The following is a 15,476-nucleotide window of genomic DNA, read 5'->3' on the forward strand; positions in this document are numbered from 1 at the left end:
ACACAGAAGCTTCTACACGAGGCGGTCGAACGTGTAGAATGAGCCGCTTTTCCTCTCCTTTGGGACTGCACATGTGGTTTAAGAATTTACAAGTTTTCCGCCTTCCAGCGCCATGGAAAGTCGATGTTGATCAATTAAATATGCAATTAGCATCACAGTCTTTTTCCAATACTGGCTCTGGTGACATGCAAAGCGAGGGCTGGGCCTCACCGCGCAACAATGACAGCTTGGTACACAGCGTCAATCAACAATTATTATTGCTTTTGCAAACTGAGAAGAAATTATTGCCTTCTTCCGTCATCAATCAAGTCACTAAAGCGCGCGCGAAAGAACTTGAAGAACAACAAGGCTTCGCGCCAGGCCGTAAAGCCATGAAAGACTTGAAAGAACGCGTAACAGACGAGCTATTGCCACGCGCCTTCTCCATCACGCGTCAGACTTGGGTTTGGATTGATCCCGTCAATGGCTGGCTAGTAATCGACAGCTCCAGTCCGAGCAAGGCGGACGAAGTAATTAAGTTGCTCTTGAAGTGCGACAAAATTCCTATGGAAAGCTTACGCACCAAAGTATCACCACAAACAGCGATGACGGACTGGCTCGCAGGCAATGAAGCACCAAAAGGTTTCACCATAGACCAAGATACCGAGCTGCGCGCTCACACCGAAGATAAAGCAACAGTACGCTACGTAAGACACTCTATCGATCCAGACGATGTGCAACGACACATCGCAGCTGGCAAGCAATGTACCAAGTTGGCAATGACGTGGGATGACAAAATCTCTTTCGTTTTAACTGAAAACTTGGCGCTGAAACGCATCAAGCCATTAGATATCTTGAATGAAGACAAAGACCAGCGCACAGCAGATGAAAATGAGCGCTTTGATGCTGATTTCTTATTGATGGCTTCTGAACTCGCCAAGATGCTTGATGACATCGTCTACTCTTTAGGCGGCCAATTAGCCGATCCTCTAGCAGCCTAAACAGCTTTTTGATAAATTGACTGATACATAAAAGCCAGCGAAAGCTGGCTTTTAGTTTTTATGCACTACCGATCGGACACACTGTCATCCTACCTGAATCTTTAATCTGCACTATCAAGCAATTTTGATCCGACAGCTTTTTTTAGACGAAAAAAAACGCGCCTTAGCGCGTTTTTTTCTACAACTTGGCGGAGCGGACGGGGCTCGAACCCGCGACCCCCGGCGTGACAGGCCGGTATTCTAACCAACTGAACTACCACTCCGTTTTAGAAACGAATCTGCTTCCTAACTATTTGATGGTGGGTGCTGAGAGGCTCGAACTCCCGACCTACGCCTTGTAAGGGCGCCGCTCTACCAACTGAGCTAAGCACCCATATAACCTGCTTAGTTCAAATAGTTGTTTGCTGTGTCATCAGCAACGACAGAAACAAGATTATAGGCACATTTTCAGAATATGTCTAGTGGGTCTCTGCATTTTTATCAAAATCAATTTGAATTCGTCGCTGGCCCGGTGATTATGGCAATTTCTATCATGCCTTGTTTAATCGCTGCAGAGAAGTCTCGCTCTAGCTCAGGCAAGGCTTGTTCATACGGAACCAACAGGCTTAACAGCCCATAGGCACGATTTCGTCCATTCACCTTGCCCATGTACAACGCCATATCCGCTAACTGCATCGCCTTTTCCCAATTACATGCAGACTCCGGCACGCCGGAGAACGGCAAAGAAATATAACCCGCGCTAACCGTCACCGGAATGGTGTTATTCCCCACCACAACGGGTGTCGAACCAATCACTTTTAATACGCGCTCTACCAAAGAAGCCAATAAAGCTGGTTTGGTTTTAGGTGCATATATAAGAAATTCTTCTCCGCCCCATCGCAAGGTCATGTCGGTATCGCGCACTGCACTACGCAAACGTTTTGCGACTTCGATCAAAACAGCATCACCTGCGGCGTGCCCCCAAGTGTCATTAATATGCTTGAAATGATCAATGTCCATAATAATCAAGCAATCTGGACCTTCGTGATCCTCTTCGCGCCGCTCCGGCGACACATCTTCTGATCGCGTCTTCATCATTTCTAAGAAGGAGCGACGATTGTAAAGTCCGGTTAATGGATCTCGCACCGAATGAAACTCAAGTTGCTGATTCACTTCCTCTAGGCGCTGGTTGGTTTGCTTCACTTTTCGGTAAAGCATATAGATGAAAATACCACCCATGATAGTCAACATCGCACCCAGCAAAGTCACAATTTGCTGCAAACGGCTATTTTTTATATCGGCATCTTTAATCTGATTTTCGCGCGCCAACAGTTCAATTTGTTTCTTACGCTGATCGGCATCGAACTGTTCTTGCAAGGCTGCGACAGTTTTGGATCGGTCGGCCCGAAATAACTCATTACTCAACTTTTGCTGTTCACGCGTGTACTCCAATGCTTCTTTATACATTTTCGCCTGCTCATACATGCGACTAATTTCACCCACCGTCGCCTCAAGATCTGCTTTATCTCCCTGATCTCTTGATTGCTTCAATACCGGAGTGAGGTATTCCATGGCTTGTGAAATTTTGCCTTGTCCACCAAGTGCAAAACCGATATTTGCTTTAGCGTTGAAAATCGAGGTTTCATCTTGAATCAATTCCGCCTTCTTGAGCGCCTTGCGCGCCATATTTTCGGCCTGAACAAAACTATGCGTGCGCAAATGCAAATCCGCAATATTGCTCAGAATTAGCGCCTCCATCTTTGGAATATTTGCGTCCTGCGCCGCCTTCAATGCGCGCTCATAGGCGACTAAAGCTTCGGGATAACGCTTTAAATCCCCCAGCGCCATCGCTTGACTTTGCCTTAATGAAGCAATCAAACGCGGCGAGTCTACTTCGCCAGATAGAGCGAGTGCATCATTGGTCACCAGCAAAGTCTGCTCGGGGTTTTGCATAGTTAAATACAAACTAGCCAAAGCTGATAAGCGTCGTATTTTCGTTAAGGACTTTCGCTGGCTTAACTGGTCAGTTAAGCGCAATGCTTCTAAGTAATGACTTAAGGCCTGCTCGAATTTGCTGGCAGATTGATAAATTGCGCCATACGAAATCTCAAGGCGCATTAGATTTTCTGGTTTGGTGCTTCCTTTAATCGCTCTGGCGATATCATCTAATTTAGCAACTGCGGCATCAAATTGCCCCGCGTCACGCAATTTGAAGACGTCATCAAGCTGCATTAAAGCGACGGTTTCTTGATCATTCTGTAGTTTGGCCAAGCGCAAAATTTCGGCACGGCTTTGATCACTGGCAGGAATATCGCCAGCATCATAGTAAGCGTAAGAAAGTTCTCGCAATGTATCAATACGAACTTGATAATCCGTTTGTTGATTAAACTGAGCATAAAACTCTTTGAGCTGCTGAAGTGCGGCTTGATTATCTTTTTCGATTAATAATTGAAGTGTCTCTAATCGCGCCATATCCGACTTGAGGTCGGCATACACAGAAGCACTTAAGCCCAACGAGAGTAACAATACAAGCTTCACGAGAATGCGATTACGCTGGTATGCCATAGAAATGCCTCAAATTAAAAAATTTATTCAGCAAAAAGAGGAAAGAAGGCGACAGCTAAAGATACTTGATATTGCTTTATCTTAACATTGTTTTGCGGAAAGTACAGACACCTCAAGACCCTACACAACAATTCATACGAGTACTCAAGTCGACACCAAACCGACGTGATCCGGCAAGTATATTTTAGACATTGGGATCGCACTCTCCATCACGATACGCAAGGCAAGCTCTGGCGCAATCAGATCTTTACTTGCAAACAGAATTTCTTGAACTGCGACCCCAAACAGAATTGGCCAGTCTGCCGGATTCTTACAAAAACTTTGTGCTAGGGGGAATAATTGTGGCCACAAAAAACTCACATAATTCCATGGCGTTTCCTTGGCTTGATGTTCTACATCGACTCGAGGGATACCAAAATGTTGACTACCTAAAGTATCGGTAACATGTTTAAAAATATCATGCAAATCAATTAGCTGCTGCAAGCCAAGCTTTTGCGTCGCACCTGAAGCTAATGACCATACTGAGTACCGACTTTCAACCAAAGGACGATTCAATAAATCGCCAAAATAATAAGTGCAGCCATTTTGCTTGCTATGCACCACGATAAAAGTCTCTTTAACTGGTCGACCTTGCTGCTGCACATAAATCTCGCGCACACTAATTTGACATGCGTATCCAGCGAGCGCTCCCAACGCACTTAATAAGGACTCAAGATGTATGCCTCGCTCGGTCGACATTGCCATGAACAATTTCGAGGCAATCTCTTTTCCTCCACGTTTGACCGCATATAAAGGATCTTGCTGAGCTAGCTGACTTTGCTGATTTTGTTCAGATACATCGGTGGACTGAGACGAACTTGAGGTGGTCGCAACTGCGGCAGGAATAGGTTCCGCTACAGCTGGATTTGATGACGCAAACAGCTTACTAAAAATATTTTTAAACACGTAAGCTCCCGCTCATGACTGTTGTGTATCTCTATGAATGGTGAAAAACCTGCCACCTGATTTTACCTGATAGTCACTCCACTGCGAATTTGACACTGCCATTTCGTTGCATTTGTGACGGCTTCAATAGTAAAGCCCTAGTGATCCTTAAATGCCCACAACTTGCTACCAGCAAAGTTCCAACACAATACGAAACCCGTAGTAAATATCTGTGCGTACCAATGCCAGATATGCAAATGCTCAACCAGCAAGCTCATCAAGCCAAAATTGATGCCCCAACCCACAGCGAGCACACCAAAGTATTTGCTAGCGGCTTCGACATGCGACTTACCACTATCAAAAGTAAAAAAATAATTCAAAATATAATTGACCAGCGAGCCGAGTAAATAACCAATCGCCGAGCCAGTCACAGCGGGTGCTTTATCCAACACCGCAAATTCAGTCACCACTGCGATTTGTATACTCAAATACTGCACGCCAGTGCCGGATAAGCCAACCAAAGCGAAGCGCAGAAATTGTTGAAAGGCCGGACTATGAATGAGCTTTTTCATCAAGAGATACGATTGAAACAAGGTTAGAAATGTCTAATTCGGCTAATAGAAAAGTTCGCCCTCAAATTCGAGATACCGATGATCTAAAGCAGATATAAGCGGGGATGCGCTAGAATGAACACTTATATCACAGCACCAGATTAGGATAAAGCATGCACGTCGAAGAAAGATTGATAGACTTAGAAATTCGCCTCAGTCGCCAAGATGATTTGGTTGAAACCCTCAATACCCAAGTTTATCAACAGCAGAAAAAAATCGATGAACTCGAAAAACTCTGTCACGCTTTAGCTGCTCGATTGCGTGAAGTTGCAGTCGCTGCGAGTCAACGTCAAATGCCAGTCGATGAACGTCCGCCTCATTATTGACGCGAATAACGCAACAATCACAAGACTAAACCACCCATGCGCCGTCTTTAAATACAATCTGCTCACCAAGACGAACAGACTCTGTGACAGCAAACACATCGACATGGTATTTACCATCGCCACGCTTAAAATTCGGCTTGCCGTAAATACCATGCTTAGCACCCAAGGATAAATGAACCCCACACATCCGTTCATAGGTGCCAATATCACTCACCGTGCGCTCGCGATTAAAACTGCGATTTAAACCGAATCCCAACTCACGCACCCACACCACATGTTCATCGTGCTTGATTTTTGCGATCACTTCGTCAAATTCAGGCGTTGAATCAAGTACCTCGACAACTTGACCGCGCTCGACTATCAAGGTAATCGGCCTATCCGGTTTATTGACCGAAAACGAGGTATCACCAAAGACAAAAATACGGACTTTACCGCTGACGGCAGCTAAATCTTTCGCCTCGGTAAATACCTCACCTATGGGAAATTGTCCGCCCCAGTTCTTCATATCAGTATAGTCACCGATGTTGAGTTTGGCATCCTCAAATGGACTCGCATACACCAACTCTGCGCCCTCACCGCTATCGATGACAGCAAACGGCGCCTGGTCAATTAACTGCTTGAGACCACGTCCAACTCCACGGTAATACTGCGCATCATAAGCCAAGGAATCAATATAAATTAATGCTTGCTCTGCTGGCATGCGTCCCAAGTGCGGATGTTCAATCACTTTCAAATCACGCTTGAAGAGTTCGACCCGAACTCGGTAAGCATCCATACGGAAATTTGTCGTTTGAACTAATATCACCAGATCGCCCGCCGCGAGGGCGTTTAAACATGCCATCACCTGCTCAGCACTGTGCGTATCAAAATGGATGAATTCAGCTTCTGGTAGGGCTTGTCGATAGGCGTCCGTCAACGCGATGGCTAAATCACTACGCAAATCATAAACGACCACCGCTTTATGCTGCGATGAATGAGAAAAACAAGTCTGCACAATTTGTTTTACATGTCGTGCCGCCTCCGCAACAGCAGATGCTGGCAAACTCACAATCGGATTCTCACTGCAATTTAAATTAAGGATAGTCATGTCATCACGACCCGTTCTGCGCTAAAACAGAGCAGGGCTAAGAAAAATGGAGGCTAGTTCAGCTAAGCCTCCATTTTATCGGATAGTCATCTACCTACCGCGAGATTACGCAACTATTTCACACAAGTTTGATTATTTCGAAGTCTTTGCTGGCATAGGTTCTGCTTGACTTGGCATATGTCCAGCGTCGCGCATTCGTCCTTGCATACGATGTTGCTTGCTTTCGTGCATACGCATTTTCATACGATGCTGCATGCGTTGGTGCATACGTTGGTGATTAGCATCAAAAATCTTTTGCTGTTCTGGTGTCAATACGGCATAAAAAGTCTTTAACGCATCCAGATGTTGCTGCATGCGTGCCAATCGATCTTTTGCATGTCCTAACATTTTTTCCATACGTTCCGGCGCGTTCATCGACACCATTGCTTGTCGCTCAGCTTTAGCGGCATCCGACATAGGTGCTTGTCGTGGTTTAGTTGCTTCCATAAATGTGGCCCAAGCGCCTTCTTGTTGTGGGGTCAACTTTAATTGCTCATGCAAGCGAGCGCGATGTTTTTCCATACCTGCTTGCATTGCTTGATGTCGTTGGTGCATGCGCTTACCCTGTTCCTCAAAACGATTTGGCGCACTCGCAGTCGATGCGGCATTCGTCGTATCATTTTCTTGCTGTGCATAGACTCCCGCTCCAAGCAATAAAGTCGCAGCAGCGAGACTAAGTGCGATTGTATTTTTTAAAAGTTTCATGATGATCTATCCTTTTTGAATGAAATTTCACTTAAAATTTTTGGTGTTACTCAATGGCATCGACGGTTAAAAATTTTATGTGGTTCAATTCACTACGCCGAGCTCATGAATCACATAGTGCGCTACATTTGTAAGAAGTAAATGTCGCTGTGTACAAACAGTGTTTCTCGATGTAACTAACCTAGCGATTCTCGATCCGCATGTTTCAGTTTGTTTCAATTTTTGCGCGCAATAACAAGTCGATACAAATCTCTCTATCGAATTCTATGCACAGCAAGAAAGCTTGATCAATAATATGGCTATGGATACGCAAAATACACTTTTGATCGTTGATGATGATCGTGAAATCCGCAGCTTGCTGGCGGATTACTTAGAAACGCATGGCTATACCACCCTCACTGCGGGAGATGGCGTGGGTATGTGGGCGAACTTAGAAAAACAAACGGTTGATCTGATCGTCTTGGATCTCAATCTACCTGGTGAGGATGGCTTAACCTTATGTCGCAATTTACGCGCAAAATCAGCTATCCCGGTAGTGATGCTGACCGCGCGTAGCGAACCGCTCGATCGCATTTTAGGATTAGAAATGGGGGCGGACGATTATTTGCCCAAACCATTTGAACCTCGAGAATTATTAGCCCGTATCCGCAGCGTATTACGTCGCACACAAGCGAACGGCGAACATGGCGATATTAACAAACCACAAAAATTGAAATTTGGCGAATGGACTCTAGATTTAATCGCAAGACACTTAATCAGTCCCGACAATCGCGTGATTGCCTTATCCGGCTCAGAATATCGATTATTAAACATCTTTCTGGATCAACCTAATACGGTGCTCAATCGTGACCAATTGTTGAACATGACACAAGGACGCGATGCAGATCCGTTTGATCGTTCAATTGATATTCAAATTAGTCGCTTGCGACAAAAGTTAGGCGAAGATGCGCGCTCTCCACAAATCATCAAAACAGTGCGCAATGGTGGCTACGTTCTGACAGTCAACGTTAACTCTGAAGTGTAAGCCAACACATGAAACGCTTTGACACGATTTCGGTTCGCATATTTTCAGTTCTGTTACTGGGTATCCTATGTTCCGCCGCACTAACCTGGTGGTTGGCTTTTGGTGAACGCCAAAATAGTATTAGTAATGAACGTAGCTCGTATCGCGCCGATCGTGCTAAACATGCCGAGCAATTAATCCATGCGATTGATGATTTGCCCGCGGCGAATCGCGAGGGCTTACTCAAAGCGATTCATCGTTTTGGATTAAGAGTCGTTCCTGTTCCAACCAATGTGCCGGCATATCAAGCCAGTACACCTTATGGAATTGCACTCAGTGAGCGCTTGAGTAAATCATTCAAAATTATTCCGCTGCCCCCTGCACCGGAAAATTGTCTAATTCGTCCAGATGACCGTGGCCCAGTTGATTCTTGCGAAGCTTTAATTTTTGTTTTAAGTGATGGCTCAGGCTTACATCAAACCATCTTTCCAGCCAAGCCACCATCAACACCGATTCAGGCCGAAACTTATTACTACTTAGCGCTATTTTTGGCGTGTATCGCGGCTCTTGCTTTATTGGTGTCTCGCATGACGATTCGCCCCTTGCAACAGCTAGCCCAAGCAGCGACTGATTTGGGGCAAGACATCAATCGCCCTGCTTTGATCGAGACTGGCGCAAGAGAGATTCGTCAGGCGATCAGTGCATTTAATTTCATGCAGCTACGCATTCGTGATCACATCCAGCAAAGAACACAAATGCTGGCAGCGATTACGCATGATTTGCAAACCCCGCTAACACGCCTACGTTTACGCTTAGAAAAAGTCAACGATCATGAGCTACACGATAAGTTAGTTGGTGATCTTTCGAATATGCAGATGATGGTAAAGGAAGGTCTAGACTTGGCACGCAGCATGGATAGCAATGAAAGCTTACAAGCCTTAGATATTGATTCCTTGTTGGATAGCATTTGCACTGATGCGAATGATGCTGGACATGAGGTCAATTTAATTGACAAGTCGAAAGTCACTGTCATGGCGAGGCCGCAAGCATTACGTCGTTGTCTAAATAATTTGATCGACAATGCAATCAAATATGGTCATCGTGCGCAAATCCACTTATTGCAAAGTACAGAAGCTCGGCAAAAGTGGTTGCATATCTGCGTCAGAGATAGCGGAAATGGGATTCCGCCAGATCAGCAAAATCGTGTATTTGAACCATTTTATCGGATCGAAACTTCGCGTTCGCGTGAGACAGGGGGAACGGGGCTGGGATTAACTATCGCCATGAATATTGCTAGACAACATAACGGTAAAATCAGTCTATCCAATTTACCTGAAGGTGGTTTAGAAGTTCGCTTAAGTTTGCCCATCAAGGCTTAATTCAGGCGCAATCAAGACTCAACTAAACTAACCCAAACCATCCCAGTAAAGCACCCGCACTCAACAGCCACAGTAGATGAATTTGCGTGCGCCACACAACGATTGCTGCCACCGCAGTCAAAAGATACACCGCCCATGGCTGGATATTTTCGTGTGGCACACTTGCCATAATCCATCCTGTTGCGATCAATAGACCAATCACGATCGGTGCCATGCCCAATTTAAAACTACGCACCAAAATCAAATCACGATTTTTGTGGCTCCAATTAGCAAAACTAAAGGTCAATGTGGCACTAGGCAAAATAATTCCCACCATAGCAATCAGCACTCCCAATAATGCCACCCAATTACTTCCAGTATTGGCTCCGACATGCCATCCCATTAAAGCAACAAACAATACATTCGGGCCCGGTGCCGCTTGCGCTAATGCGACCGAGGCATTGAATTGCGCCTCACTCATCCACGCCTGTTGCGTGACGAGGTAGCGATGCATTTCCGGTAGAGTCGATACCGCACCGCCAACCGACAACAAGGACAACATTAAAAAATGTGAGAAGAATTGTAACCAGTCTAAGTAGGTCAACTGTGTCATGGCGAAGGCGGCCTCAATAGGCGTTGTAAGTGGCGATACACCAGCCCCATAGAAATACTACCGAACGTCAGTAGAACAAAAAACAGAGGAATACGCAAAAATGCAATTGCAATAAAACTCAGACAGGCAATCAAGCCAGCACCAAATACCCCAAGTGGATGGGTTTTCAATACAGGTAACAAGCGCAAGCCACTCGCGATAATCATTCCAGCGGCAACCGCACTCATGCCGCGCAAGGCTCCGGCGACTGCCGGATGGTGTGCCACTTGGCCATACAAAATGACGACCAGTAGCAATAGCATCAAAGGAAAACACAACATCCCAGCTAGCGCACATAAAGCGCCGGCGAGACCGAAAAAACGATTGCCGATAATCATTGCCAAGTTCACGACATTTGGCCCCGGCATCACCTGCGCAACGGCCCATTCCTCGACGAACTCCTCTCGGGTCATCCAACGTTTTTTATCGACTAATTCACGTTGCACAATCGCCACCACACCACCGAATCCTTGCATCGCAAGCATTGTGAACGACCAAAATAAATCAGCACGCGAACGCGGCAGATTTGCTGCTGTATGTGATGGCTGTTCCGACATGGTTTACATTGGTGCTCGGGCGGAGTCACCGAAATTGCACAAAACGACTGACAAAAATGTGGGGATTAAATATGCTGTATTAGCTAGTCTTGTGGTGCTGACGAATTCTTGCGCGCCACTCGCCAATTGCGGTCAAGGCAGATTGAAACTCACGTTCAATCAAATCCGCTTCCATGCTAGTAATCACTCTATCCATCATCGCTTCCGATACCGCTTCAGCAGCATTACCCACTTGACTCATCACGCGACAGACGGTTTGCGATAAATCATCATCGGTAAATTCTTGCGGTTCTGGCACGATAAATCCAGCCATGCCATGACGTGCCAACATCGCGTGCAAAGGCAACAATGCATCCTTAACACCAGCTTCATGACACAAACTAATAATGACGGACGTCTCTTCAAAAGATGGATAGTGTGTTTCTATCCCTGGCGCCAATTTATTTCGCAACACATTCACCGACATTTGCATACGCGCAGCCAAGGCATCCAAGCCGCCCGGATAAGCGCGGGCAACCTTGTACAAAGCGTCATGTTGATTCATATCCGAATAGCGGCGTGTCATAATCTTTTCTTTCGAAATACAGTAATGTATAAATTATCTAAAAACAAAATCGCTCGCACCAAGGCGAGCAGATCTTGCATTGTACCGAATGAATATCCAAATAACCAAGTCTTGCAATCTAGACTAGTTTTAGGCGTTCATTCAACAAACGTAACCAACGATCACTGCCCTCACCATCGCTGATCACTAAAGCAAAGTCGGTGACAGTTCGCGCAGCACGCTCGAGCAGCTGAATATCCGCCTCGTGTTGACGTGCAACATGCGGATCTTCCAAAAACAAAATTCGTCGTATTTGCTGATCTAAAACTAGTTCTGCGATTTGCGCATCGCCGCCCATAGGCCCCGATAAAAAGGGTTTCACCCAATTACGTCCAGCCTGCTCACCCTTGATTTTTTGCGCCAATTGATTGAGCAGGGAGCCCGTTGTTCCAGTTGCATAGCGATGCGCAAATTGATCCAACAAAGAAAAATGTTTTTCTGCGATCTGCAACATATTTTGTTTGAGCGCATCGTGGGCGATGAGCGCGATACTCTCTTGTGACAAATTCAATCCTACGCCGTCGCCAACATGATCACGATCACCCTGCGCAAGCGCCTCTAACTCCAACCACTCACATGCAGCAGCAAGCGTCGATAAAAATGGCTTTCGATGGATAACACACTGCCTTTTTAACGCCAATGCTTCTGGAAAAATAGAAGAGTGATCGACCGGATCAATCAGATAGATGACGGCATCAATCGAATTATGCGGATCGCTGTTAACCACGTGTGCAACTAACTTCATCAAGCCGCCTTCACGACCATACGGAAATCGCACATGCGGTTGACAAAGCGTCGTTAATCCGTGAGTTTGGATTGCGTCCAAAGTCCGCCCGACCACGACCCATTCAATATCCAAGGCTTGTATCGATTTTTTGGCGCGTTGAAACAGCTGAACCAACGCCGAATCAGGCGCGTCTTGATGTGCCCGATTGGCGATTAAGCCTATCCGCAAACGTGGTCTGGTTGAACCTAAGGCAGTATCCATGGTGATCATTCTCTAATTTACTTTACGACTAATTTTCTAAGAATTTCTCTAAAAAAAGCTCAATAATGATGTGCTGCACAGTCACCCAACAACTTACAATCTTGCTGCCCCTTGACACCTAAATTCGTCACACCAAGTAATCAACTCTTGCGCGGGCATTGGCTGTGCAAAATAGAATCCTTGAATCTCATCACAGCCCATTGAGCGCAGCGCGTTTAAAGTCGACTCTTGCTCCACACCCTCGGCGACTACCGATAAGCCAAAGTTATGTGCTAAGCCAATAATACTTTGAACGATTTGCTTGTCCGCTTGCGAACTAAACATTCCCTGCACAAAAACACGATCGACTTTTAACTCATCAATGGGGAAGCGACGCAGATAGGCGAGCGATGAATACCCGGTACCAAAATCATCAATCGATAAACGAAAACCTAAATTTTTTAACTCAAACAAAAGCGCAGTCGTATGCTCGATATCGTGAATAAACGCACTCTCTGTAACCTCAAGTCCGACCGACGTTGCAGGCATATTCCAGACCTGTAACAGTCGCTCTAATACGCGCGGCAACTGTTCCATTGCCAGTAAGCGTGCCGACAAATTAATCCAAACCACCGCTTGCAAACCCTGTACTTGCCAATCAGCAGCTTCTTGCAAAACCTTATTAAAAACTTGGATGGTCAATTGCTCAATCAAACCAAATTGTTCTGCTGTATCAATTAATAAATTGGTCGCGACACGTTGCGAATGGTCAGATGGCCATCGCACCAAAGCCTCAACCGACTTGATGCTCTTTGAGCGCAAATCAACTTTGGGTTGATAACGAATTTCTAAAGCGTTGTCGTCTAATACTTGTTTTATCGCGCGCGGCAAATCATCGGGGCCATGCCGTTGATCATGTGTCACGCGAGCTAAATCGAAGCGTAAATTATTGGACTGCGCATTGCGCAATGCCAATTCCGCATTGCGCACCAACTCTACTGCGGATTTAGCATGAAGCGGGGCGCATGCAATACCAAGACGGGGATGAAAAAAAATAGTGTGTGATTCGATATTGATTGGTGAGCTCAAGGCATTTAGAAGGCGATGTCCGGCTAGCACTGCCAAGGCTTCAGAACTCAAATGCGGCAAAATGAACCAACACTCGTTTTCGGTTGCAAACACAAAACGATCTTTCACACGCAAACTAGGTGATATTGCCTCACAAAAATGTGCTTTCACAATTTGCGCATAATGTGCATTTAGCAAAGCTTGCAAGCGATCACTACGTTGTAAAGACAAGACCAACACCGCAACCATATGAGAATCATCAAGCTGTTGAATTTCTGCCTCCAAGGTCGACATAAATTCATCAAGACTTTCAATCAATGCGTATTTTTGACCGATTAACATAGCAAGCGATTCTTTCTTCAAGCGCGGTAGAAGTCATGACAAACGATGCCGTAAGCGCCATCGGGCAAACCACGTAAAATACTGATGCGCTCGGCGTCGCCGACTAAATCCTGCCGCATCAAATCAAACATCAATGGCTTTTCTAACAGACTCTTATCGGCACGCGTCAAGATCAACACTTTTGGATCTAGTCGACGTATTTTGTTATGTTCCAATACAATCGCCACTTCGCCAGTGCTTAGCTGAATCAAACTGCCAACCGGAAATATACCTATCGCCTGCACGAATTCTTCCACCAAGGGCGCATGCAACTGGCCTTGCGCCATTCTGAACAATTCTTTCATCGCATCAAATGATGAGCGAATTTCACCATAGGGTCGGACTGAGGTCATCGCCGCAAAGCTATCTGCAATCGCGGCCATTCTGCCAAAAATACTAATTTCTGCACCAGCTAAGCCACGTGGATAACCGCTACCATCCATACGTTCATGATGCTGCTTAATGCCCATTTTGACATTCGGACTTAAAGGCTCTTGCGCCTCTAGCAATGAGATGCTGGCATCCACATGCGTTTGTATTATCGACGCCTCAGCGGGCGACAACTTACTTGGCTTTTTGAGCAAGGCTTCTGGTATCTCCAACTTACCGATATCCAGTAGCAAACCAATAAATCCGAGTTCCACCAACTGCGATTTAGAAAACCCAATATGCCTTCCCAAGGTCAACATATAGACAGAGACTTTCAACGCGTGCGAGACAACGCTCACATTTTCAGAACGCATCTTCAGTAACCACATCATGGCAGAAGGATTGGAGATCACGCTGTCGGTCAAAATTTGTACTGTGGGTAAAACTTCTTTTAACTCCAACGACTGCATGCTTCTTAAATCTTGATGGAGATTACTAATCAAACTATCGGCCTTCTCAATCACTTCGCGCGCGCGCGTTAGCTCCTCTGCCATACTGCGTTGATCGCGGTAGTGCACCAGATGAATATCTTCGGGAATATAGTCGGGACGATGTATCTTTTTTCTTTTATGCTTAGGGCGCGTCCACAAGGAACGATGCAAATGCCGACCATACTGACTCCAACGCAACCAACGTTCCCACCAGTTTAGATCTGCTTGGCTTGCTTCACGTGGTTCCATCCCCTGCATCATTGATGCAAATTGTTTGGTTGCTCCAGTATGGGTTCGCATTAATGCATCTGCTGTGGTTTCATGCAGATGGGTTTCCGCTTCGATTTGTACTAGCTCCGGCTTAGGGTGGCTATGCACTCTTCGATGATGCAAAGTTTTTTTATGGTGATGACGTAGCCGACGCGTCGCCACATAATCAGATTTGACAAATTTTTTATGTAGCCAAGCGACCACACGATCCAATTGCCCTTGCTGTTGATCGATCTCTACCCGATGCCCAAGTGCATTGCGCGGATTTGCTTGTACCTCATCATAAGTACGCAGCTCATACAAACGCTCATAAGGTAGATGAACAAGCGCGTGCTCATTACTACGTCGCGGATCAATAACCAGCTCTTTAACTAGACCTTGTAGCGTTTGAAGATCTAAAGCATCGCTCAGCAGAAAGCCCTGTAGCATGAACGGTGTTTGTGCCCATGGCCTATCCAATTCAGTGACAAACATTCCCAAACGTAAATCATCAATGCGTATGCGTAATGCTTCACATAATTGATACGTCTGAGTACTCAC

The 15,476-nt window shown here is 45.7% G+C and carries 15 protein-coding genes and 2 tRNA genes; 4 read left to right on the plus strand and 13 right to left on the minus strand.

The window, feature by feature from the left end; all coding sequences use genetic code 11:
- Window positions 1-71: 71 nt before the first annotated feature.
- Window positions 72-980, plus strand: a complete 909-nt coding sequence (locus tag KDM92_RS16280; protein WP_189347587.1) for a recombination-associated protein RdgC — start codon at window positions 72-74, stop codon at window positions 978-980.
- Window positions 981-1,166: 186 nt separating this feature from the next.
- Here the strand turns inward: KDM92_RS16280 and KDM92_RS16285 are convergent.
- The 5 genes from KDM92_RS16285 to KDM92_RS16305 form a co-directional block, all read right to left on the minus strand.
- Window positions 1,167-1,243, minus strand: a tRNA-Asp gene (locus tag KDM92_RS16285).
- Between the two features lie 34 nt (window positions 1,244-1,277).
- A tRNA-Val gene (locus KDM92_RS16290) sits at window positions 1,278-1,353 on the minus strand.
- A 113-nt stretch (window positions 1,354-1,466) separates the two neighbouring features.
- A complete protein-coding gene (locus KDM92_RS16295; RefSeq protein ID WP_212685483.1) occupies window positions 1,467-3,524 on the minus strand; it encodes a tetratricopeptide repeat-containing diguanylate cyclase in 2,058 nt (685 codons plus the stop codon).
- A gap of 144 nt (window positions 3,525-3,668) precedes the next feature.
- Window positions 3,669-4,469: a hypothetical protein gene (locus KDM92_RS16300; RefSeq protein ID WP_212685484.1), complete on the minus strand. Its 801-nt coding sequence runs from the start codon at window positions 4,467-4,469 to the stop codon at window positions 3,669-3,671.
- Between the two features lie 137 nt (window positions 4,470-4,606).
- Entirely contained in the window at window positions 4,607-5,020 is a 414-nt protein-coding gene (locus KDM92_RS16305) for a GtrA family protein (RefSeq protein WP_212685485.1), read from the minus strand.
- Window positions 5,021-5,172: 152 nt separating this feature from the next.
- Between KDM92_RS16305 and KDM92_RS16310 the strand changes: the two genes are divergently transcribed.
- Window positions 5,173-5,385, plus strand: a complete 213-nt coding sequence (locus KDM92_RS16310; protein ID WP_189347579.1) for a SlyX family protein — start codon at window positions 5,173-5,175, stop codon at window positions 5,383-5,385.
- Window positions 5,386-5,410: 25 nt separating this feature from the next.
- Here the strand turns inward: KDM92_RS16310 and KDM92_RS16315 are convergent, their stop codons facing one another.
- Together KDM92_RS16315 and KDM92_RS16320 are read right to left on the minus strand one after the other, a co-directional pair.
- A complete protein-coding gene (locus KDM92_RS16315) occupies window positions 5,411-6,472 on the minus strand; it encodes a M29 family metallopeptidase (protein WP_212685486.1) in 1,062 nt (353 codons plus the stop codon).
- A gap of 132 nt (window positions 6,473-6,604) precedes the next feature.
- Window positions 6,605-7,216 (minus strand): Spy/CpxP family protein refolding chaperone, encoded by a 612-nt coding sequence (locus tag KDM92_RS16320; protein WP_212685487.1) that lies wholly within the window; start codon window positions 7,214-7,216, stop codon window positions 6,605-6,607.
- Window positions 7,217-7,517: 301 nt separating this feature from the next.
- Between KDM92_RS16320 and KDM92_RS16325 the strand changes: the two genes are divergently transcribed.
- Window positions 7,518-8,240, plus strand: coding sequence for a response regulator (locus tag KDM92_RS16325; protein ID WP_212685488.1), 723 nt, complete (start codon window positions 7,518-7,520; stop codon window positions 8,238-8,240).
- An 8-nt stretch (window positions 8,241-8,248) separates the two neighbouring features.
- On the plus strand, window positions 8,249-9,598 hold the full coding sequence (locus KDM92_RS16330) for an ATP-binding protein (protein ID WP_212685489.1): 1,350 nt from the start codon (window positions 8,249-8,251) through the stop codon (window positions 9,596-9,598).
- 22 nt (window positions 9,599-9,620) lie between these two features.
- Here the strand turns inward: KDM92_RS16330 and KDM92_RS16335 are convergent, their stop codons facing one another.
- The 6 genes from KDM92_RS16335 to KDM92_RS18915 form a co-directional block, all read right to left on the minus strand.
- Window positions 9,621-10,190 (minus strand): chromate transporter, encoded by a 570-nt coding sequence (locus tag KDM92_RS16335; protein WP_212685490.1) that lies wholly within the window; start codon window positions 10,188-10,190, stop codon window positions 9,621-9,623.
- Entirely contained in the window at window positions 10,187-10,786 is a 600-nt protein-coding gene (locus KDM92_RS16340; protein ID WP_212685491.1) for a chromate transporter, read from the minus strand. The genes KDM92_RS16335 and KDM92_RS16340 overlap by 4 nt, the downstream gene beginning before the upstream one ends.
- A gap of 79 nt (window positions 10,787-10,865) precedes the next feature.
- A complete protein-coding gene (locus KDM92_RS16345) occupies window positions 10,866-11,351 on the minus strand; it encodes a phage regulatory CII family protein (protein WP_189347566.1) in 486 nt (161 codons plus the stop codon).
- 118 nt (window positions 11,352-11,469) lie between these two features.
- Window positions 11,470-12,378, minus strand: a complete 909-nt coding sequence (locus tag KDM92_RS16350) for a methylglyoxal synthase (RefSeq protein ID WP_212685492.1) — start codon at window positions 12,376-12,378, stop codon at window positions 11,470-11,472.
- A 93-nt stretch (window positions 12,379-12,471) separates the two neighbouring features.
- Entirely contained in the window at window positions 12,472-13,767 is a 1,296-nt protein-coding gene (locus tag KDM92_RS16355) for a bifunctional diguanylate cyclase/phosphodiesterase (RefSeq protein WP_212685493.1), read from the minus strand.
- Between the two features lie 17 nt (window positions 13,768-13,784).
- Window positions 13,785-15,476 carry an HD-GYP domain-containing protein gene (locus KDM92_RS18915; RefSeq protein ID WP_212685494.1) on the minus strand — a complete coding sequence of 564 codons (1,692 nt, stop codon included), beginning with the start codon at window positions 15,474-15,476 and terminating at the stop codon, window positions 13,785-13,787.

The organism is Affinundibacterium baiyunense, from assembly GCF_018139645.1.
In the GTDB taxonomy this organism is placed as follows: Bacteria; Pseudomonadota; Gammaproteobacteria; order Burkholderiales; family Burkholderiaceae_D; genus Undibacterium; species Undibacterium baiyunense.

Excerpts from the sequence above, each read along its gene's own strand:
- KDM92_RS16280 (WP_189347587.1), top strand. The coding sequence starts at position 72 with ATGTGGTTTAAGAATTTACAAGTTTTCCGCCTTCCAGCGCCATGGAAA.
- KDM92_RS16295 (WP_212685483.1), bottom strand. The coding sequence starts at position 3,524 with ATGGCATACCAGCGTAATCGCATTCTCGTGAAGCTTGTATTGTTACTC.
- KDM92_RS16305 (WP_212685485.1), bottom strand. The coding sequence starts at position 5,020 with ATGAAAAAGCTCATTCATAGTCCGGCCTTTCAACAATTTCTGCGCTTC.
- KDM92_RS16310 (WP_189347579.1), top strand. The coding sequence starts at position 5,173 with ATGCACGTCGAAGAAAGATTGATAGACTTAGAAATTCGCCTCAGTCGC.
- KDM92_RS16315 (WP_212685486.1), bottom strand. The coding sequence starts at position 6,472 with ATGACTATCCTTAATTTAAATTGCAGTGAGAATCCGATTGTGAGTTTG.
- KDM92_RS16320 (WP_212685487.1), bottom strand. The coding sequence starts at position 7,216 with ATGAAACTTTTAAAAAATACAATCGCACTTAGTCTCGCTGCTGCGACT.
- KDM92_RS16325 (WP_212685488.1), top strand. The coding sequence starts at position 7,518 with ATGGATACGCAAAATACACTTTTGATCGTTGATGATGATCGTGAAATC.
- KDM92_RS16330 (WP_212685489.1), top strand. The coding sequence starts at position 8,249 with ATGAAACGCTTTGACACGATTTCGGTTCGCATATTTTCAGTTCTGTTA.
- KDM92_RS16335 (WP_212685490.1), bottom strand. The coding sequence starts at position 10,190 with ATGACACAGTTGACCTACTTAGACTGGTTACAATTCTTCTCACATTTT.
- KDM92_RS16340 (WP_212685491.1), bottom strand. The coding sequence starts at position 10,786 with ATGTCGGAACAGCCATCACATACAGCAGCAAATCTGCCGCGTTCGCGT.
- KDM92_RS16345 (WP_189347566.1), bottom strand. The coding sequence starts at position 11,351 with ATGACACGCCGCTATTCGGATATGAATCAACATGACGCTTTGTACAAG.
- KDM92_RS16350 (WP_212685492.1), bottom strand. The coding sequence starts at position 12,378 with ATGGATACTGCCTTAGGTTCAACCAGACCACGTTTGCGGATAGGCTTA.
- KDM92_RS16355 (WP_212685493.1), bottom strand. The coding sequence starts at position 13,767 with ATGTTAATCGGTCAAAAATACGCATTGATTGAAAGTCTTGATGAATTT.